This is a genomic window from Lactobacillus kullabergensis, from assembly GCF_000967195.1.
Lineage (GTDB): Bacteria > Bacillota > Bacilli > Lactobacillales > Lactobacillaceae > Lactobacillus > Lactobacillus kullabergensis.
In genome coordinates this window covers 1453920-1474688 of record NZ_KQ033871.1, presented here as the reverse complement: position 1 = coordinate 1474688, position 20769 = coordinate 1453920, and the positions used below count along the sequence as shown (strand labels likewise).

The following is a 20769-nucleotide window of genomic DNA, read 5'->3' as shown; positions in this document are numbered from 1 at the left end:
TTTTGTGAAATTTTCAGAATTAGGATTAAAAGATGAGCTGTTAAAGGCAATTAAGCGTTCAGGCTTTGAGGAAGCTACGCCAATTCAGGAACAAACTATTCCTTTAGCTTTAGCTGGCAAAGATGTAATTGGACAGGCTCAAACAGGTACCGGTAAGACGGCAGCTTTTGCTTTACCGATCTTGCAAAATTTAGATAAGCACAATAAAGTAATTCAGGCACTAATTATTGAACCGACTCGTGAACTAGCTATTCAAACACAAGAAGAGCTTTTCAGACTTGGTCGTGACGAGAATGCACGGGTACAGGTTGTCTATGGTGGTGCTGATATTGGTCGTCAAATTCGTTCTCTTAAAAATCATGTACCAGCAATTTTGGTAGGTACACCGGGACGTTTACTTGATCATTTAAAACGTAAAACGATTGATTTGGAAAATGTTAATACCATTGTTTTAGATGAAGCTGATGAAATGTTAGACATGGGTTTCATCCAAGACATTGAAAGTATTTTGAGTTACGTTAAAAATCGTAAACAAACTTTATTATTTAGTGCCACAATGCCTAAGCCAATTTTGAACATTAGTGAAAAGTTCATGAATAACCCAGAGATTGTGCGCATTAAGACTAAAGAATTAACTGCCGACTTAATCGACCAGTACTTTGTACGGGCAAAGGATTCAGAAAAATTTGACATTATGTGCCGCTTGATTGATGTTGAGAGTCCCGATTTGGCAGTGGTATTTGTTAGAACTAAACGGCGCGTTGACGAGGTTACCAGGGGACTTCAGGCACGGGGATATAATGCCGCGGGGATTCATGGCGATCTCTCTCAGGCGCGGAGACTTACTGTATTAAAGAGGTTCCGTGCTGGTAAACTAGATATTTTAGTGGCAACAGATGTTGCTGCCCGTGGTTTGGATATTTCCGGTGTAACTCATGTATACAATTACGATATCCCCCAAGACCCTGATTCTTATGTTCACCGCATTGGTCGTACTGGTCGTGCTGGTCAAAATGGTAGTTCCATCACTTTTGTTACGCCAAATGAAATTGGTTATATGCGCACAATAGAGCAATTAACCAAGAAAAAGATGACCCCTTTGCGTCCGCCATCTGATGATCAGGCTTTAAGGGGCCAACTTAAAGTGGCTAAATCTAAGATTGAAGACATAATGAAAGATGATCTATCTAAATATACTGATGATGCCAACGAATTATTAGAAAATTATTCAGCAGTTGATTTGGTATCTGCCTTTTTGAAGAATTTGTCCAAAGACTCTGCAAATGTTGAAGTCAAAATTAGTTCTGAAAAACCATTGCCGTATAAGGGTAATGGTCGTGGTGGCCGCGGTCGCTATAGTCATGGCAGAAATAGTCGTGGGGGCTATCGCGGTGACCGTAACCGTAGCCGTGGCAATTATCGTGGAGGACATTCTCGCCGTTCTGGTAATGGCAAAAACTTCGTTATTAAAAATAAAAAAGGTTAACATTTTTACTAAAAAAGAGTTGTGGCAATTTACAACTCTTTTTTAGTATTATATTTTTGATATTAAGAGGAAAACTAAATGATCGTTGGAGTCGGTATTGATGCTGTTGAAGTTGAACGTGTAGAAAAAATTATTGCTAAAGGAGATAATTTTGCTCGTAAAGTATTAACTCCTAAGGAGTTTGAGCAGTACCAAAAACTCTCAGGCAGACGTAAGGCTGAATATTTGGGAGGTCGCTTTTCTATCAAGGAATCCTTTGTCAAAGCTATCGGAACAGGTTTCGGCAAAGGTATTGGCTTGCAAGATATAGAAACATTGTGGGATGAATTAGGGCATCCCGTCACGACATCGACTAAATTTAACGGCAAGATTTTCCCCAGTATTACTCATGATCGGCATGAAATAGTTACATTAATTGTTTTGGAGAAATAAACATGGTTCCTGGAATTCACAGACCTGCAGCAGTATATATTGATTTAGCTGCAATCAGACAAAATATTAAAGAAGAAATTAAACATTTAAGACCTGATCAAAAGCTGTTTGCTGTAGTTAAAGCAAATGCATACGGTCATGGTGCAGTACGAGTTGCTCAAGAAGCAGTTAAAGTTGGTGTCAGTGGTTTTTGCGTTGCTATTTTAGACGAAGCGTTAGAACTAAGGCGTTCTGGAATAGTCCAGCCAATTTTAGTTTTGGGCGTGACTCCTGAAAAGTACGCTTCGCTAGCAGCTGTCAATGGTATTTCTTTGACAGTTCCGAATTTAAAATGGCTGCAAGGAGCTGAACCAGAACTAAGTCAGAACCACCTGCAATTAAAAATTCACTTAGCGGTGGATTCTGGCATGGGTCGCATTGGCTTTAGCGAAGATGAAGAGTTTATTGCTGCAAACGATTTTTTGCTGAATAATCCGAATTTTAACGTTGAAGGAATGTTTACCCATTTTGCTTCTGCAGACAGCAGTGATGATACCTACTTTCAGAGCCAAGTTGACCGATTTGATCATTTTAAAAGTTTGTTGAAATTAAAGCCAAGATGGATTCACGTTGATAACACTGCAGCCAGTGTGTTTGATAAGAAGGTTCACAGTGATTTGGTGCGTTTTGGTATTGGCATTTATGGCTTAAATCCTTCATCAAATCCAGTAAGTCCTGATTTAGAGACCGTAATTAAATTAAAACCGGCATTGTCCTTTGTTAGTGAGCTGGTGCAGGTTCATACCATTCATAAGGGACAGGGAGTGGGTTATGGTTCTACATACATTGCTGATAAAGATCAAATTATTGGTACGGTACCAGTTGGATATGCTGATGGCTTTATTCGTAAATTTCAGGGTTTCAAACTTAAGGTGGGTTCTGAGTATTGTCCCATAGTTGGTCGAGTGTGCATGGATCAATTGATGGTGCAATTGCCTTATGAAAAGCCAGTAGGAACAAAAGTAGTTTTGATTTCAAATGACCCAGATGCACCAAACAGTATCAAAAAAGCAGCAGATTATGTTGACACTATTCATTATGAAGTTGCCTGTTTACTGGATGATCGTTTACCGCGGAAATACTATAATTAATAACAGGTAAGCAAAAAGCACATCAAGCTGATGTGCTTTTTATAATGATGATATTTAATTGTTATCTTCTTGATTGATATAAACACCAGGATTTTCATCGCTCATCAGTGTCATTCCAGCTTGAAGATCCTCAATTTCAGCAACTACATAACTTTTACGTTCAAGCCGCCTAACAATTTCTTTTAAGGTATCTTCAGTAAGTCCTGCCGGTAATGTAAACAAGATACGTCTCACAGCATTGTTTGTTTCACCGGCTGTAGATGCGTCAAGACTCATTACACCAGCTATGGCACAAAACTTACTGATGATTTTAGTCATCTTTGCCAGATTTCCTTGTGAATCATCAGTTAAAACAGTAAGTACGTAGGAGCCTGTTTTTATGTTCCAAGCCTCTGATAACATACCAAGTAATTTCGAGTGAGTTAGAATGCCATAAAATTTATTTTCTTCATCTAAAACCGAAATGTAAGGTAAATCCTTAATTGTGAAGAAAACTTTAAAAAATGGTGAATTAACCTTGATAGTTTTCGTAGCATTTTTTAATAAATACGTAACTGGCAGGCTCATGTCCTTACCTTGAGATTTATGGCGGTAAATGTGCATTTTATAAATATTACCGCGGAAAATAGTGCCGGTATCATCTAAAATCGGTACACATCTAAACCCAGAATCCTCCAGAATTTTTAATGCTTCTTCAAGCGTAGCGTGTTCGTTAACTGTAGTTAAATAATCTTTTTTTCTAACTAAAGATTTGATAAGCATGAAACTGCCTCCGTTGTAAAAATAATCCCAACAATTATATCATAAACAAATCAGGGATTAAATAAATATGAAAGGAAAATAACTATTCAGATAGATTTTAGCACTTGCGGAACAATTTAAAAAGCTAAATTAGTTAATGAAATCAAAGTGTAATAGTCTTTGAAAAAATTAAATCTGTTGATTGTGCTATCATTATTACGATAAAAAATAAGGGGAAATTAGATGAAAATTATAGCAGGACTAGGCAATCCAGGTAAAAAATATAATGGAACAAAACATAACACCGGTTTTATGGCCTTAGACCATTATTTACAAGAAAATAACTTAAGCCTTGAAAGAGAAAAGTTCGAAGGAAAGTATACGAAGCAAAAGATCGCTGGCGCTGATGTTATCTTGCTGGAACCACAAACTTTTATGAATGATTCAGGAAGATCTGTTGCGCAATTTGCCCGCTTTTTTAAAGTAGATCCACAGGATATTTTGATTATTCATGATGATATGGACATGCCTTTAGGGAAAATCCGCATCCGTGCAAATGGCAAATCTGGGGGTCATAATGGTATTAAAAGTATTATACGTGATCTGGGCACTAACGACTTTAACAGGCTGAAAATTGGTATTAGACATCCAAATAATGTTACAGAAGCCAGCGTCGTTTCATGGGTTTTATCACAATTTAATACTGAGCAAAAAAAGTTGATGGATGAAGCTTTTATGACTGCAAGTAAAGTTATAGCTGACTTTATTGCTGGAAAAAGCTCACAGTATTTAATGAACAAATATAATTAAAGATGCGTTTAACAAATATTATAGAAAAAGATCATGATCTGATAAATTTTATTGCCAATGTTAGCAAAGTAAAAAATTCTTTAATCACCGGAGCAAATGCCGGTGCTTTTGACTTGCTCTTATGCCAAATAGTAAAGACTTTGAGTAAGCCGTTAATTTTGCTGGAGGAAAACGAAAATAAAGCGCAAAAAATTTACACTGAATTAGATGCTCTTATGCCTGAGGAGAGTGTACAAATTTTTCCGGTTGACGCATCAATTGCAACTCAAACTGCTGTCACTTCACCTGACGAATTAAGCAGCCGCATTCAAGCAATTAATTTTTTACTAAGTCAAAAACCGGGCATTGTTGTTGCTACGCCACAAGCATTGCAATACAAGTTGTCTGCTCCGGAAAAATATGAGGCAGCAAGACGCAAATTCGCTCCAGAGAATGAATATGACCTGGCTGAACTGACCAGCTGGCTTGTGCAGGTGGGGTTTCAACGCGAAAATCTGGTCGCTAAACCAGGAGAGTTTGCGTTAAGAGGAGACATTTTAGACGTATACCCTCTTGATAGAGAAAATCCAGTTAGAATTGAATTTTTTGGTGACGAAATTGATACCATTAAGGAATTTGATCTAGCTAGTCAGCGTAGTCAAAAACAAATTGACCAATTAGTTGTAACTGCCGCCCAAGATCGAGTTTTTTCAGCTAATAATTTTAAACAAGCAGCAAAAAAGATAAGAAAAGCTATAGCAGATTCTCCTGCACCTGAAAAAGATGTTAATAATCATTTTGCAGAATCCCTAGATGATTTGGAGAATGGGTCTTTACCACAAAATTATGCTTTTTTGACTGACTTTTTAATAGCTGAACCTAAGAATTTATTAGATTATTTGTCAGATTCTGGCATAGTGATGCTGGATGACTGGCCTTTAATTGAACAGGCTGTTAAGTCTGTAGATGAACAAAACGCCGGTTTTATTGATGATGAATTAAAAACTGGGGCAATGATTCCAGGACAAGAATTGCGCAGTGATTTTCATGAAAATTGGTCGCAAGACCAACATAATCATATCTATTTCTCGTTATTTCAGCGCAGTATTGGCCGTGTAAAACTAGGACAGTTATTTGATTGGCAGACTAGGGAACCTCAGCAATTTTTCAGCCAAATGCCCTTAATCAAGTCTGAAATTGAGTCATATCAGAAAAAAAGGCAGACAGTAATTTTACAAGCTGATAACGACAAAAGAGCTAAACAAATTAGTCAGACAATGGCTGAGTTTGGCATGGATGTCCCTGTTGTACAGTCAAACGATTTAATAGAAAATCAAACTCAAATTACCGTTGGCGGTTTTACCAGTGGCTTTAGTTTACCTAATAATAACCTGGTTTATTTAACTGAGCGAGAACTTTTTAATAAGGTAACTCACCATAGTAGAAGAATCAAAACTATGGAGAATGCTCAAAGACTGCGGAGTTATACTGAATTAAAACCAGGAGATTATGTTGTTCATGTTAATCACGGAATTGGACGCTTTGAAGGAATAAAAACTTTAGAAAATAATGGTGTAAAAAGAGATTATATTACCATTACTTACCAGCATGGTGATCAATTATTTGTTCCAGCAGATCAGCTGAAACTGGTGCAAAAATATGTTGCTTCAGAGGGCAAGAGGCCTCACGTCAATAAACTTGGCGGTAGTGAGTGGGCCAAGACAAAAAGCAGAGTACAATCTAAAGTTGAAGACATAGCCGATGACTTAATTGATTTGTATGCAAAAAGAGAATCAGAAAAGGGATTTGCTTTTTCAAAAGACGATGACCTGCAGCGACAGTTTGAAGATGCTTTTCCTTATGTTGAAACGCCTGATCAGCTGCGCTCAATTAAAGAAATTAAGCACGATATGGAGCAGGAAAAGCCGATGGATCGTTTGCTTGTGGGGGATGTAGGCTTTGGAAAAACAGAAGTTGCTTTAAGAGCAGCGTTTAAGGCAATAGAAGATAACAAGCAAGTGGCTTTTTTAGTACCTACAACAATCTTGGCGCAACAGCATTATGAAACGATTCAGGACAGGTTTAAAAATTTTCCCGTTAATTATGCTGTACTTTCCCGTTTTCAAACCCCTGCTGAAGCTAAAAAGATAACGGAAGGCTTGAAAGAAGGCAAGATTGACTTAGTGGTAGGTACGCACCGTTTGCTTTCAAAAGATGTAAAATTCAAAGATTTAGGCTTGCTCATTGTTGATGAAGAACAAAGATTTGGCGTGAAGCATAAAGAAAGGCTAAAAGAACTGAAAGCAAATATTGATGTTTTAACCTTGACTGCAACGCCAATTCCACGGACTTTGCACATGTCAATGATTGGCGTACGAGACTTGTCAGTCATGGAAACCCCACCATCTAATCGTTATCCTATTCAAACCTACGTGATGGAACAAATACCGAGTGTAATTAAGGAAGCTTGTATGAGGGAAATTGCGCGCGGTGGTCAAGTTTTTTACCTGCATAACCATATCGGTGACATCGATGACGTAGTAACAGAATTAGAGAATCTAATGCCAAGTGCTAGAATTGTTAGTGTCCACGGCCGTATGAGCAAAAATCAAATGGAAGATATATTGTATCGCTTTTTAAACAGAGAATTTGATATTTTAGTTACCACAACAATTATCGAAACTGGCATTGATATGCCTAATGTCAATACTATGTTAATTGAAAATGCAGATCATTATGGCTTAAGTCAGCTGTATCAATTGCGTGGCAGAATCGGACGCAGTGCTCGTTTAGCGTATGCTTATTTTTTATACCAGCCTAATAAAGTTTTAACTGAAGTCGGTGAAAAAAGGTTGGATGCGATTCGCGATTTTACTGAACTGGGTTCTGGTTTTAAAATTGCCATGCGAGATTTAGCAATCCGTGGAGCTGGCAATATGTTAGGAGCACAGCAGCATGGCTTTATTGACAGCGTAGGTTACGATTTGTATTCTCAAATGCTGTCTGATGCAATTAAAAACCGTAAAAGTAAAAAGAAAGTCAAAAAAAGCAATGCTGAAATCAATTTAGGACTCGAAGCATATATTCCTGATGACTACATTAGCGATCAGGAGGAAAAAATAGAGTTTTATAAAAAGATCAAAACGGCTGGTACTGATGATATCGAACAAATTCAAGATGAATTAATTGATCGTTTTGGCAATTATCCTGAGCCAGTTGAAAATCTGCTAGCTGTTTCACAGCTAAAGGCTGAAGCAGATTTGGCTCAAGCACGTAACATAACTAAAGTTAATGATCATGAAGTAAAAGTTGAGTTTGCTAAAGAAGCATCTAGTGAATTGCAGGGACCAAATATTTTCAAAGCTCTAGAACATGTATCATATAAGGTTAAAATCAGTCTCTCTCCAGTTAAGAGACTAGTTGTATTGCTGGAATTACCCGAAAACATAAATCACCGGCAACTATTTGCTAATTTAGTAACATTTATGTCAGCAGTCAGTGATATCATACAAAAATAAGGAGAAAGAAATGAGAATTGATAAATTTTTAAAAGTTTCAAGATTAGTTAAAAGGCGTCCAATAGCTAAAGAAATGGCTGACCAAGGTCGAATCAAGGTAAATGATCATGTAGTTAAGTCCAGCTATGATGTCAAAATTGGAGATATTATTGAAGTTGGATATGGCTCGAAAGAAGTCAAAGCAAAAGTCTGTGCTATTAAAGAAACTACGAAAAAAGCTGAAGCAAGTGAATTATACGAATTGATAAATTAGTTTTTATCTTTAATGACATTTATAAGTGGTCTTGTTATAATTAAAATAGTATTTGTTTTGGTAATAGAGGTCAAAATTATGAACGGTCCACGGATATATAATTCACTTAGTCCGGAAGAGCAGGTTGCTCGTCTGAAACGTAAACAGGAAAAAAGAGCAAAAGAAGTACATCGTGTTAGGCGCAATCGTATTATCGCAGTTTTTGTGGCTATTTTCGCATTTTTAGGCGTGCAAATTGGAGTTACTCATGCTCAAACTGAGCATATTAATAGTCAAGTACAAACTTCTAAAAAGGCTCTTAAAAAAATAAACAATCAAAAGCAAGTTTTAATATCAAAAAGAAACGATTTAAAAGATCCTGATTACGTGGCTAAACTGGTACGGTTCAAGTTTTTGTATTCTAAACCAAACGAAACAATTTACAATTTACCTGAAGGAAAAAATAATAATTAATGAAATACCAAGTTGGACAGAGAGTGACAGGAATTATTAATAACATTAGTGACTTAGGCATTTTTGTTACGCTTTCTCATCATAAGACGGGATTAGTTCATCATAGTGATTTTGGCAATAATTGGTTACGTGAAAAAAGCAATTATCATGTTGGTGAGCAGATAAGAGTAGTGATTATTCATAACTATAAGGGTAAAATTGGTCTCTCCAAAATGAGAGTTAATGATCCTGATTTAATTGATCATACTAATTCTTTTTCCGACACTAAAAAAGAAAAATTTACCATGGTGTTGTCTAAAACAGTATCTGATGCTAAAAAAGAAATAAAAAAATTAGAAAAAGACTTGGTTAGTTATGCAAATTGATAACTTTTTTAAAGAAAATCATTTGCCACTAATCGACAAAACTCTCGTTGTTGCTGTTAGTGGAGGACCAGATTCTTTAGCCCTGCTTGATCTGCTTTATCAAATAAAGAAACAATGTCAATTTAAGTTGATATCAGCTCATTTAGACCATCAGCTCAGGTCAGATTCTTTGGAAGAGGAAAAAGTAATTACTGCATACTGTAAGAATAAAAATATTCAGTTAGTTAATGAAATTTGGCCTCAAAATATACATCCTGTTACCGGGATAGAAGCTGCTGCTAGAAAGTATCGCTACAATTTTTTGGTGAAGGTGATGCAGCAAAATCAGGGTGATTATTTATTAACAGCCCATCATATGGATGACTTGCTTGAGAATATTTTGCTTAAGTTTATACGCTCTGGTTATCCTAGTGAAATGAACAGTTTAAAGCCAATTAGCAAAATTCAAGGTATGACTTTATTAAGACCACTTTTAAGTAAGAAAAAAGAAGACTTATTGTTATACGATCATAAGCGGCAAATATCTTATGTGATTGACAAGACTAACAATGAAGATGATACTTTGCGCAACAAGCTGCGTCACCATGTGATTCCATTGCTCAAAAAGGAAAACAAGCAAGTTGGTCGTAATGCTCTCAGATTTAGCCAACAAGTTAGTTTGTTAACTGCAATAGCAAATAACAGTTTTGCTCAGTTAAAGCAACCGGAACCTTTTTTAGGTATAGCCTACCGTTTAGAAATAAGTGCTTTAGAAGATTTGAGCAACGAAGAAAAAACTGCATTTTGGCAAAACTTTATTTGGCATAAGTGGCATGAACGCGTTAATAAGGATTTAGCCAATTTCACTTTAATTGTTTATCAAGGCTTTTTTTATCTTTTTAATAAATTACCTGCTTTGCCGATAACCCAAAAAGTCAATGTGGGTCAAAAGTTTTCTTTTAATAATCGTAAATTTTTGCTTTCACTTAAATCAGAAGAGTCCCTAAAGTTAATTGGTCAATTTGTTGCAGAAAATAAAAAACAAATTAGGGTAGGTTCAATCAGACCCGGAACAAAATTGTTATTACAAAATGGCAATCATGCAAGGAGTAAGAAAAAATTTGCTCAAAGTAGCATTCCAAATATATTGCGCCCCTATTGCTTAACTATTTATGCTGGTGATAAAGTCGTTTTTATTGAAAGAACATACTCTAATCAAATGGTCAGTTCTAATGAGACAAATTACTTTTTGTATGAAGACATTTAATAAGAAATTTTAAATTATTAGAGCGCAACCTAAATTTGTGATAAACTTTTATTCGTATATCTCTAGAAACTTTGTGGAGGTTTTTTATGAAAAATAACCGGAATCGGCTGTTTTCAAATGGTCTTTTCTATATAGTTGTTTTTCTCTTGTTACTAGGAGGAATCAACTGGGCACTTGGTGGATCAGATAATTCTGGCAGCAGTGAAAATATCAGCTACTCTGAATTTGTCAGTGATTTGCGCAAGGGAAAAGTTAAGAATTTTAACATTCAACCTGCAAATGGTGTTTATACTGTTTCAGGTAGTTATAAGGAAACACAGGAAAGTAAAAGCCAGTCAAAAAACAGTTTTGACTTTTTTAATGGCAATTCAGGCTCAAAAGTATCACGTTTTTCAACTACAATGTTGCAAAACGATTCAAGCGTGTCTAAAGTTCAGGATTTAGCTCAAAAGAGCAGCACTAAGATGACGACTCAAGGGGAGTCACAGTCTGGTAACTGGATTTCCACAATTGTGATGCTGGTGCCAACTATTCTTTTCATTGTGATGCTTTGGATGATGGTCAGTCAAAGCGGCGGTGGCCGAGGCGGTAATGGCGGCATTATGAACTTTGGGCGCTCTCATGTAAAACCTGAGGATCCCAAGAAAAATAAAGTTCGTTTTTCTGATGTTGCTGGTGAAGAAGAAGAGAAACAGGAATTAGTAGAAGTAGTTGAGTTTTTAAAGAACCCAGCTAAATTTACTAAGCTTGGTGCTAAAATTCCTTCGGGTGTTTTACTTGAGGGCCCTCCGGGTACTGGTAAAACGTTGCTTGCTCGTGCCGTAGCGGGCGAAGCGAATGTACCATTCTTCTCAATCTCAGGTTCTGACTTTGTTGAAATGTTTGTCGGTGTTGGTGCCAGTCGTGTACGTGATCTGTTTACCAATGCTAAGAAAAATGCTCCAAGTATTATATTTATTGACGAAATTGATGCCATTGGGCGTAGACGTGGCGGCAATGCCAGTGGCGGTGGCAATGATGAACGTGAACAAACTTTAAACCAGTTGTTAGTTGAGATGGATGGTTTTGAAGGTAACGAAGGCGTAATCGTTATTGCAGCTACTAACCGTTCCGACGTCTTAGATCCGGCTTTACTAAGGCCGGGTAGATTTGACAGAAAAATCTTGGTTGGAACTCCTGATGTTCGCGGTCGTGAAGCTATTTTACGTGTTCATGCCAAAAACATGCCTCTGGCTGATGATGTTGACTTAAAGGAAATTGCTCGCCAGACGCCAGGCTTTGTCGGTGCCGACTTGGCCAACCTACTTAACGAAGCCGCTCTACTTGCGGCAAGACGTAATGGCACAAATATTACTGCTGCTGATTTGGATGAAGCAGAAGATCGCGTTATTGCGGGTCCTGCCAAGAGAAATAGCTTGATTTCTCAAAAAGAAAGGCGTCGAGTTGCCTTCCATGAAGCCGGTCACTCTATTTGCGGGTTAGTTTTAAGTGATTCAAGAACGGTACGTAAAGTAACTATTGTTCCCCATGGCAGAACAGGTGGTTATAACTTGATGTTGCCTAAAGATGACCAGTTCCTGCTAACCAAGAAACAGTTAATGGAACAAATCGTTGGTTTAATGGGTGGCCGTGCCGGTGAAGAAGTGGTAGTTGGTGATCAATCAACAGGTGCTTCTAACGACTTCGAGCAAGCAACACAAATTGCTCATAGTATGGTAGTTAATTACGGAATGACCGACTCATTAGGAATGGTAGAACTGGAAAAAGAAGGCGAAACCAATCCGTATGGCTTTAAACCATATAGTGAAGCAACTTCTGCCAAAATTGATGAAGCAGTTAAGAAGCTACTTGACGAAGCTCACGCTAAAGCAGTTGAGATTGTGAAAAATAATCGCGAAAAACATCGCATTATTGCTGAAGCTCTGCTTAAGTATGAAACTTTAGATGAAAAGCAGATTATGTCTCTTTACACAACTGGAAAGATGCCAGAAAAAACTGAGCAGGAATATCCTAGCGAATCGAAGGCTTCAACTTATGAAGAGGCTAAAGCTGCTGCTGAAAAGAAAGAAAATCATTCTCAGAAAAAGAATATCGTAAATTCTGAAAAAGCACAGGAAGAAAGAGATAACTCTTTAGAATCACCTGCACAAAAGAACGAAGAAGCAGAGGAAAGTAATCCTGAGAATCCAGAAAAGAATGAATTTCCAAAAGAATCAGAGCTAGATAAAGAAGAAAAAGAGCATGAGTTAAATTCTTCAGAATCTAAAAATGAAGATTCTACAGGAAAGCAAAATTCTAATGACACCGATCAGTCACCTAGTGAAAATGATCATCCTCAAGAGTAATATTTAATAGAGCCTACAATTAGGCTCTATTTTTTTAGGAGAATAAAATGAATGATTATTTAGTTAAAGCAATTGATAAATCAAAAAACTTGCGTCTGTTAACAATAACTGCCAAAGGTTTGGTTCAAGAGGCACAAACTCGCCATGACACTTGGTCAGCTTCTTCTGCTGTTCTTGGACGTAGTTTAATAGCAGGAGTTTTACTAGCAGGAGCAGAACTTACCGATAAGGAAGAACTGACTATCAGACTATTAGGCAATGGACCCGTGGGTCCCACGATTGTGACAGCCAAATCAGATTTAACTGTGAAGGGTTATGTTAAAAATCCTCACATTGCATTACCACCAAAAAAGAATGGTCATATTGACGTTAAAAAAGCAGTTGGCGAAGGTTGGCTTGAAGTAACTAAAGACTTGGGCTTAAAGGAACCATATACGGGTCAAGTACCTATTGTTTCCGGTGAAATTGCTGAAGATATTGCCTATTATTTAACAAAATCAGAACAAATACCTTCCGCTGTTGGTTTATCTGTATTTGTTAATCCTAATAATACTATCGGTGAAGCAAGTGGATTCATGCTACAAGCATTGCCTGGTGCAACAGATAGCTTAATTACGAAAACTATTGATCGCATCAACAATTTACCTGCGCTTTCTACGGCATTTTTAGATGGTTTGACTCCTGAAAAATTGGCAGCTATGATTCTAGGCGATGACTGTAAGATTTTAGAAAAAGATGAAGTTGCCTTCAAGTGTGATTGTTCTAAGGAAAAATATGGTAAGATTTTAGCAACAATGAAGAAAAGTCAAATCGAAGCCATGATAAATGAAGATCACGGAGCTGAGCTGACTTGTAGTTTTTGTGGCAATAAATACCACTACACAGAAAATGAATTAAAAACTATTCTGACTAAAATTAAATAATAAGTTATTGTCGTATTAGTGATAAATATGTTTTGATTTATTTTAGTTAGAATTTTGAGAGGAAAGAAAAATGGTTGGGAAATATCTACGACAGGTAATTAATAGAATTGGAATACCAAAAATAGCACTTTTTTGCGTGTTTCTTTTTCTTGCCTATGCCGTGTATTTTGCACAACCGTATTTGATTACTGAATTATTTCAGGCCCATTTAAGCACAAATTGTCAAATATTATTAGTACTCGCCATGGCTGTCTCTTTGATGATGATGCCGTTAATAAATAGTTGTAATAATTCATTTATTCAAGCTGTAAGAAAGTTTTCTAAACAAATTTTATGGGAGTCAGTTGTTAATAAGCCTTTTAGCTACTTTTCTGATAAACCGGTAGGAAAGGTTCAAAGCTACATTAAAGATGTTTCATTTGCATGTCGAGAGTTGGAGCAATCCGGACTTGGAGTTGTAGTGCAAATGTCTGTTATGCTTATTATGTACACAATAATGTTAAGTATACAAAATATCTTTGTGGGTTTTTTATATTTATTTTTCTTTGTTAGTTATATGTTGATTTCGGTGTGGATGGCGCGAAAAAATAGGGATAATGTTGCGGCATCATTAAAAAGTGCTTCAAAAGTCAATGAATATATCATTGATTATTACAGTAACATAGAAACGATTTTAGCAACTAATTCTAAAGACTTTGAAGAACAGAATATGGATAAAATCTTGAATGATGAACAAAAGACTTTTATCAAAGTTCAAAAAATTACTAACGAGGCTTCTCTGTTCCAGCAATTTTTAATTGTGATTTTGGCCTGCATTATTACGGCTTTAGGGCAATTTTTAATTGGCACTAAAGAAAATCAGGCACTCTCTTTGATCCTGATTCTGTTATATTCTATTGTTAATTTGTCTGGTTTTGGCACCCAGTATTTAGCGATTGAAGAATTTCTCAACAGAATTCGTTCTGGTCTGTCGGAACTGGAATACGGGGAAAATGCGACTAAAAATTTGTCAGCTTTTAAGTTTGATCAAAATGCAAAAACAATTGCTTTTAAGCAAATCAGCTATTCCTATAAAAATAAGCAAGACGTTTTCCAAAATTTGGATTTAGAATTTAAAAAAGGAAAAATGACCGCATTAGTAGGACCAAATGGAACTGGTAAAAGTACTATGCTTAAACTCTTGACTGGTTTTTATCAACCACAATCCGGGCAAATTATTTTGCCTTTTGCTAAGCAGCCAGATTTAATGTATTTGCCTCAAAGTACACAATTATTTAACCGCTCAATTATGGCAAATATTTGTTATCCAAATAATAAAGTTGCCGTTAAAGAAGTATTTAAATTGATTGAAGAAGTCAATTTAAATACGTTAATTCATACTGAAAAGGACTTGACGGTCAAAACACCTGGAGATTTTAAAAATAAAATTTCTGGTGGCGAAAAACAAAAAATTTTATTTTTAAGGGCAATCATCTCGAAACCGCAAATATTACTGTTAGATGAATTTACTAGTAATTTAGATGAAAATACTATTGCTATTGTTTACCGAATGATAAAGAAATATTTGCCTAATGTCACAATAATTAGTGTTGTACACCGTTTTGCAGAATTGAAATATTATGATGAAGTTGTTAATCTAAAAAAAGACTAATTTAAGTATCAACCAAATAAAATTATAGTTTTTAGGCTTTTTTAAGATTAAAGATGCGGTCAGTACCAATTTTGCTATAATGAAAGAGATGAATGAAAAGTAAAGGAGAAAATTAAATGCTGAATGTGTATATTGTTCGTCACGGCCAAACAGATACTAATAAAACTTTTGGTATTAACGGGTCAGGAACAAATCTACCACTGAATGAAAAAGGTAAAAAGCAGGCTGAAAACTTAAGAGACAGTTTTGACATTAATAAAATTGATTGTGTATATAGCAGCCCTTTAAAAAGAGCCCGTGAAACTGCAAAAATTTTAAACCATGGCAAGCATGAAATTATTGTTGATGACAGATTATCTGAAATGAATTACGGCAACTGGGATGGTCAAGATGTACATGATATAATTGCTAAATATCCGCAAGTATTTGATGAATTAGGCTATTTTAAAGAAAACTATAGTGATTATTGTTCAGGAGAAACTTACCAACATTTGGCAGATAGATTAATGGATTTCTGGCATGACTTAATCAATAATCACAAAGACGAGTCAGTTTTATTAGTCTTTCACGGAACAGCTTCACGTTCATTGGTTCAGAATGTTTTAGGCATCCCCAAAATAACTTTGGTTGGTGAAATACAAAATGCTGGTGTAATTAATATTTCAGTTGATGAAGCTAGCCAAAAACCGTTTTTGCGTTATTATAATAGAGTTGCACCTGGAAAATTTTTTATCGAAAAGTAATTAAAGATTTATATAGATATCAAGGGTTAACTTTTTGTTACGAAAAGTACCATGAATTTTGCTTATAGAATCCTTTTTGTTAAGATATTATGGTGTTTTGAAAGGGTGATTTAGTGGATAACAGTTGGAAAATTCGTGATATAACTATTCCCAATCGTGTTGTGGTGGCGCCAATGGCTGGAGTGTCAAATTCTGCCTTTAGAATGATTTGTAAGGAATTTGGGGCTGGTTTAGTTGTCTGTGAAATGATCTCAGATCATGGCATTATTTATCGTAATAAGAAAACTATGTCAATGATGAAGGTTAACCCGCAAGAACATCCTATGAGTATTCAAATATTTGGTGGTACTGAAGATACTTTACTTGAAGCAGCACAATATATTGACCAACATACTGCTGCTGATATTATTGATATTAATATGGGATGTCCGGTTCCTAAAGTAACGAAAACAGATGCGGGATCTAAATGGCTGCTTGATTCTAATAAAATTTACCAAATGGTACATAAAGTTGTCCAAAATGTGCAAAAACCAGTTTCTGTCAAAATGCGCATTGGCTGGGATCGCAAGCATATTTTTGCAGTAGAAAATGCTTTAGCTGCTCAGGAAGCCGGTGCCAGCATGATCGCAATGCATGGCAGAACCCGTAAGCAAATGTACATGGGAGAAGCTGATTGGGAAACGTTGCACGATGTAGCTCAAGTGCTTGACATTCCTTTTGTGGCTAACGGTGATATAACGACGCCGGAATTAGCTAAAAAAGCTTTGGATGAGATTGGATCAACTGCAGTTATGATAGGTCGGGCAGCCTTGGGCAATCCCTGGATAGTTAAAAATATGGTGCACTATTTAGAAACCGGTGAGAAACTCAAACCGCAGACTGTCCGTGAAAAGGTTGCTACAGCTAAACACCAATTAAAAGGTTTAGTTGAATTAAAAGGGGAAAAGATTGCAGTTCCTGAATTTCGCCAGCAAGCAGCCTACTATTTAAAGGGAGTTCCCCGTTCTGCACGTACTCGTGCTAAAATAAATGAGGTTTGGACGGCACAAGAAGTTTATAATTTGCTTGACAATTTCGTTGATGATTATGAAAAAAGGCAAAAACAAAGGGCTGTCAGAAGTGAAGTTAATTAATAATGGAGGAAATGTAATTGGCTAAAAATGAAATGAATGACCAATTAATCGTTCGACGCCAAAAATTAGACGAATTAAGAGAAAATGGCATCGAACCTTTTGGAATGAGAAAGTTCGATCGGCAAGACTTAGCGCGGTCTTTGAATGAAAAATATTCTCAAGATGATAAAGACGAGCTAAATAAAGAATTGCCTAAGACCAAAATTGCTGGCAGAATGCTGGCTAAAAGGGGTAAAGGTAAAGTCGGTTTTGCGGATCTCTATGATCGGACAGGCAAAATACAGATTTATGTTCGTAAGGACATTGTCGGTGAAGACAATTATAAGATCTTTAAGAAGTCCGATATTGGTGATTTCTTAGGCATTGACGGTGAAGTTATGAAAACTGATACCGGTGAGTTAACGATTCGCGCAACTCATGTTACCTTTTTATCTAAGGCTTTACGGCCATTGCCTGAAAAATATCATGGTTTAAAAGACGTTGAACAAATATATCGTCAACGTTATCTTGATTTAATTACTAACCGTGAAAGTTACGAGCGTTTTGTAAATCGGACTAAAATTATCCAAGCTATCCGTGATTATTTGAATAGTAAGGACTTTTTGGAAGTTGAAACTCCCGTTCTGCACAATATTCCAGGTGGTGCCGAAGCACGGCCATTTATTACTCATCACAACGCTTTAGATATTGACTTGTACATGAGAATTGCTTTGGAATTACCTTTAAAGCGTCTGATTGTCGGTGATATGGAAAGAGTTTACGAAATTGGTCGGGTATTCAGAAATGAAGGCCTTGATACTCACCATAACCCTGAATTTACTGAACTTGAGACTTACTGTGCTTACTGGGATTTCCATGATGTTATGGATGAAGCAGAAGGAATCATTCGTGCAGCTGCCAAAGTTGTATCAGAAGATGGTAAAGTTACTTATCAGGGTACAAACATTGATTTGGGTAAGCCTTTCCGCCGCGTTCATATGGTAGATATGATTAAAGAGAAGACTGGTGTTGATTTTTGGCAAAAGATGAGCGTTGAAGAAGCTACTAAGATTGCTGAAGACCACGATATTAAGGTTGAAAGTTTCTGGAAAGTGGGTCATATCATCAATGCTTTCTTTGAGAAGTATTGTGAAGAAACAATTGTTGACCCAACATTTGTTTATGGTCATCCAGTTGAAATTTCACCATTGGCTAAGAAAAATGCCGATGATCCACGCTTCACTGATCGTTTTGAAATCTACATCATGGGCGAAGAATATGGTAATGCCTTTTCTGAATTAAATGATCCAGATGACCAGCGTGAACGTTTTGAAGCGCAAATGGCAGAACGTGAAGCCGGAAACGATGAAGCTGATATGATTGATGAAGATTATTTGCGTGCTATGGAGTACGGCATGCCACCAACAGGTGGATTGGGTATCGGAATTGACCGTCTTGTAATGCTTCTGACTGATGCGCCTGCTATTAGGGATGTGTTACTTTTCCCAACTATGCGTCCTGAGAGGGTCGAAGACATTGATCGGGAAGTTAAAGAAGATTTGAAGAAAAAGAGCAAATAATAATTAATCGTTTTGCTAGCACTATAGCAAAGCTAATGACACTACTAAAAAAGAATCCTTCTTTAGGGATTCTTTTTTAGTTTTCCTACAATGTATAACCCATTTTTTCGTTATAGGCAGTTATTTTCGAAAGTAGATTATCTTTAACAGACTGGTTTGAAAAATAAAAATACCAGTTTTGAAGTAATTTGAGCCAGGAACTTAATCGATACCAGCTGATGCGATCATTTTCTGCGAGCTGCTGATAAATTTTTTCGTTATAGCAGTTAATAAACGAATTAAACTCAGCAGTCGGTATTTTACCGAAATGAACGCCTTCAAAACAGGCAAAAGCTAACCGTTGCTCCTCATCATCAATAAACGGTCCTTGCATATTTTGAAAAACCGTTTCAATTATGGCAAAAATATCAGCAGTATTATTTGTTGTAAAATCTGGATGACTTAAAGTAGAGCCTAAAAAGTCGCTACCATGAGCAACGCTGTGAGCCCAGCCTTTATCTTTAACATAACCGCGGAAATCTTTTTCTTCCTTCAAATAGGAAATACTCCAGTTAAAAAGAGTTTTTCGTTCGGTCGCATTTAAAATTGAATGCTTTTTATCGTCATCTAAAATTAGGGAACCCAGTAATGCACTGAATGTTCTGAGAAAAATTAAATCGTTTTCTGGCTGATCGATGCCCTTAAACAGATTTTTTGAATTGATAAAATTGGCAAAAATTTTTGCTTTCTGCTTTGAAGTAAATGAATTTTCAAAAAAGCCACGAGCAAAAAGCGTATAAACAACATCATCACGAAGATGTGGGTCAAGGTTTCCGATATTTTGCAACATATAGTCGATTTGACTATCATCAAAAGTGATTTTACCAGAATCTAAATTAACAAGTTTTTCCAGTTCTTTTTGCAATTCTGTAACCCTCCTTTTTATCTGACAGTGATATGATTTCATATTTGTGTATAACAGAATACTACCTTTTACTAGCAATTATGTTTTAGAAACTCTCAAAAGGCAAGCTTTCCCGTTAAAATACTTATTTTACGGATTTATTTTACTAAAAAAGGTTGCAAAATGAGATTGGTTTGCTATAATGATATTTGTCTTGCGGAAGTAGTTCAGTGGTAGAACATCACCTTGCCATGGTGGGGGTCGCGGGTTCGAATCCCGTCTTCCGCTCTAGAAAAAAGACTCACCAAAAGCGGTGAGTTTTTTTAATAAACGGGAAATAGCTCAGCTTGGTAGAGCGCTACGTTCGGGACGTAGAGGTCGCAGGTTCGAATCCTGTTTTCCCGATAAAGAAGATTTTGCCTTTATATCAGATGGCTTAAACGCTGGTATAAAGGCATTTTTGTTTTTTCAAGTTTTCTGAAACTAGCTCAAAATGAGCTAAAAAACTTCATATTAGACTTCATATTTTTAAGCAGACGTGCAAGTGGGCTAATCTTAGATATTTAGCTAATAGAATAGTTTCATAGTAAAAGGCGTTGATACATCGGTAATTTAGAGGGATGATAAGTCCTTTGAAAGATGTTCAGAAAATCAAAAAAGAGTTTTAATTGGAGTCTATATACTTGATAAACTCAATCGTGATATAAGTGGAGAATATTGGTTATAAACAATTATGCTATTACTATTTAAAGCACACAGCGATTGATGAGTTTATTGACAATTTTACTAGAGCTCAAAAAAGTATGAATCTTAACCCTTCATTTAAGTTACTAAAATAAGCTGCAATACTATTCTGTGTACTACAACTTTTTTTAAGCCTTTACTTTAGACTAAATTTGCTTTAAGGAAAAACGTTTTGGTTTTTTAAGGTTTTCATTTTCAACAGAACATTCCCCCAATAGCTGAAACGGGTTTTTGCTGCATTGCTACTCCTAATTGAACTCATCACAAAACTTTTGTTGTTTTACATTCAGTTTATGTTTCATATCATTTCATTATCTATCGATTTTTTTGCATAAAAATAGCCGAGTTATTAACTCGACTATATTATTTAAGTGG

At 36.2% G+C, this 20769-nt stretch carries 17 protein-coding genes and 2 tRNA genes; 17 read left to right on the top strand and 2 right to left on the bottom strand.

What is annotated here, in order from left to right; all coding sequences use genetic code 11:
- Positions 1–4 precede the first annotated feature (4 nt).
- From cshA to alr, 3 genes are all read left to right on the top strand, one after another.
- Complete coding sequence (cshA, locus tag JF76_RS07520) at positions 5–1486, top strand: degradosome RNA helicase CshA (protein ID WP_045928474.1); 1482 nt, start codon at positions 5–7, stop codon at positions 1484–1486.
- Between the two features lie 78 nt (positions 1487–1564).
- Positions 1565–1918: a holo-ACP synthase gene (gene acpS, locus JF76_RS07515; RefSeq protein WP_045928473.1), complete on the top strand. Its 354-nt coding sequence runs from the start codon at positions 1565–1567 to the stop codon at positions 1916–1918.
- Positions 1919–1920: 2 nt separating this feature from the next.
- A complete protein-coding gene (gene alr, locus JF76_RS07510) occupies positions 1921–3048 on the top strand; it encodes an alanine racemase (protein WP_045928472.1) in 1128 nt (375 codons plus the stop codon).
- A 54-nt stretch (positions 3049–3102) separates the two neighbouring features.
- On the opposite strand, the gene cbpA is transcribed toward alr, so the two are convergent.
- Positions 3103–3810, bottom strand: a complete 708-nt coding sequence (cbpA, locus tag JF76_RS07505; protein ID WP_034981438.1) for a cyclic di-AMP binding protein CbpA — start codon at positions 3808–3810, stop codon at positions 3103–3105.
- A 222-nt stretch (positions 3811–4032) separates the two neighbouring features.
- Between cbpA and pth the strand changes: the two genes are divergently transcribed.
- The 12 genes from pth to lysS all read left to right on the top strand — a co-directional run bounded on the left by pth (position 4033) and on the right by lysS (position 18767).
- A complete protein-coding gene (gene pth / locus JF76_RS07500; protein WP_045928471.1) occupies positions 4033–4599 on the top strand; it encodes an aminoacyl-tRNA hydrolase in 567 nt (188 codons plus the stop codon).
- 2 nt (positions 4600–4601) lie between these two features.
- A complete protein-coding gene (gene mfd / locus JF76_RS07495; RefSeq protein WP_045928470.1) occupies positions 4602–8096 on the top strand; it encodes a transcription-repair coupling factor in 3495 nt (1164 codons plus the stop codon).
- Positions 8097–8106: 10 nt separating this feature from the next.
- Positions 8107–8349, top strand: coding sequence for an RNA-binding S4 domain-containing protein (locus JF76_RS07490; RefSeq protein WP_034981430.1), 243 nt, complete (start codon positions 8107–8109; stop codon positions 8347–8349).
- 75 nt (positions 8350–8424) lie between these two features.
- Positions 8425–8802: an FtsB family cell division protein gene (locus JF76_RS07485; protein ID WP_045928978.1), complete on the top strand. Its 378-nt coding sequence runs from the start codon at positions 8425–8427 to the stop codon at positions 8800–8802.
- Positions 8802–9167, top strand: coding sequence for a S1 RNA-binding domain-containing protein (locus JF76_RS07480; RefSeq protein WP_045928469.1), 366 nt, complete (start codon positions 8802–8804; stop codon positions 9165–9167). The genes JF76_RS07485 and JF76_RS07480 overlap by 1 nt, the downstream gene beginning before the upstream one ends.
- Positions 9157–10413 (top strand): tRNA lysidine(34) synthetase TilS, encoded by a 1257-nt coding sequence (gene tilS, locus JF76_RS07475; protein ID WP_045928468.1) that lies wholly within the window; start codon positions 9157–9159, stop codon positions 10411–10413. Before JF76_RS07480 ends, tilS begins: the two co-directional genes overlap by 11 nt.
- Positions 10414–10499: 86 nt before the next feature.
- A complete protein-coding gene (gene ftsH, locus JF76_RS07470) occupies positions 10500–12758 on the top strand; it encodes an ATP-dependent zinc metalloprotease FtsH (RefSeq protein WP_084600349.1) in 2259 nt (752 codons plus the stop codon).
- A 47-nt stretch (positions 12759–12805) separates the two neighbouring features.
- On the top strand, positions 12806–13681 hold the full coding sequence (gene hslO / locus JF76_RS07465; protein WP_045928467.1) for an Hsp33 family molecular chaperone HslO: 876 nt from the start codon (positions 12806–12808) through the stop codon (positions 13679–13681).
- 70 nt (positions 13682–13751) lie between these two features.
- Positions 13752–15332: an ATP-binding cassette domain-containing protein gene (locus JF76_RS07460; protein WP_045928466.1), complete on the top strand. Its 1581-nt coding sequence runs from the start codon at positions 13752–13754 to the stop codon at positions 15330–15332.
- Between the two features lie 116 nt (positions 15333–15448).
- Positions 15449–16075, top strand: coding sequence for a histidine phosphatase family protein (locus JF76_RS07455; protein WP_052697096.1), 627 nt, complete (start codon positions 15449–15451; stop codon positions 16073–16075).
- Between the two features lie 113 nt (positions 16076–16188).
- Positions 16189–17208, top strand: coding sequence for a tRNA dihydrouridine synthase DusB (dusB, locus tag JF76_RS07450; RefSeq protein WP_045928465.1), 1020 nt, complete (start codon positions 16189–16191; stop codon positions 17206–17208).
- Positions 17209–17225: 17 nt separating this feature from the next.
- On the top strand, positions 17226–18767 hold the full coding sequence (gene lysS, locus JF76_RS07445; protein ID WP_045928464.1) for a lysine--tRNA ligase: 1542 nt from the start codon (positions 17226–17228) through the stop codon (positions 18765–18767).
- A gap of 85 nt (positions 18768–18852) precedes the next feature.
- Here the strand turns inward: lysS and JF76_RS07440 are convergent, their stop codons facing one another.
- Positions 18853–19671, bottom strand: coding sequence for a DUF2785 domain-containing protein (locus JF76_RS07440; RefSeq protein ID WP_045928463.1), 819 nt, complete (start codon positions 19669–19671; stop codon positions 18853–18855).
- Positions 19672–19866: 195 nt separating this feature from the next.
- Here JF76_RS07440 and JF76_RS07435 point away from each other — a divergent pair.
- Positions 19867–19938 (top strand) — tRNA-Gly (locus JF76_RS07435).
- Positions 19939–19981: 43 nt separating this feature from the next.
- Positions 19982–20055 (top strand) — tRNA-Pro (locus tag JF76_RS07430).
- Positions 20056–20769: the final 714 nt, after the last annotated feature.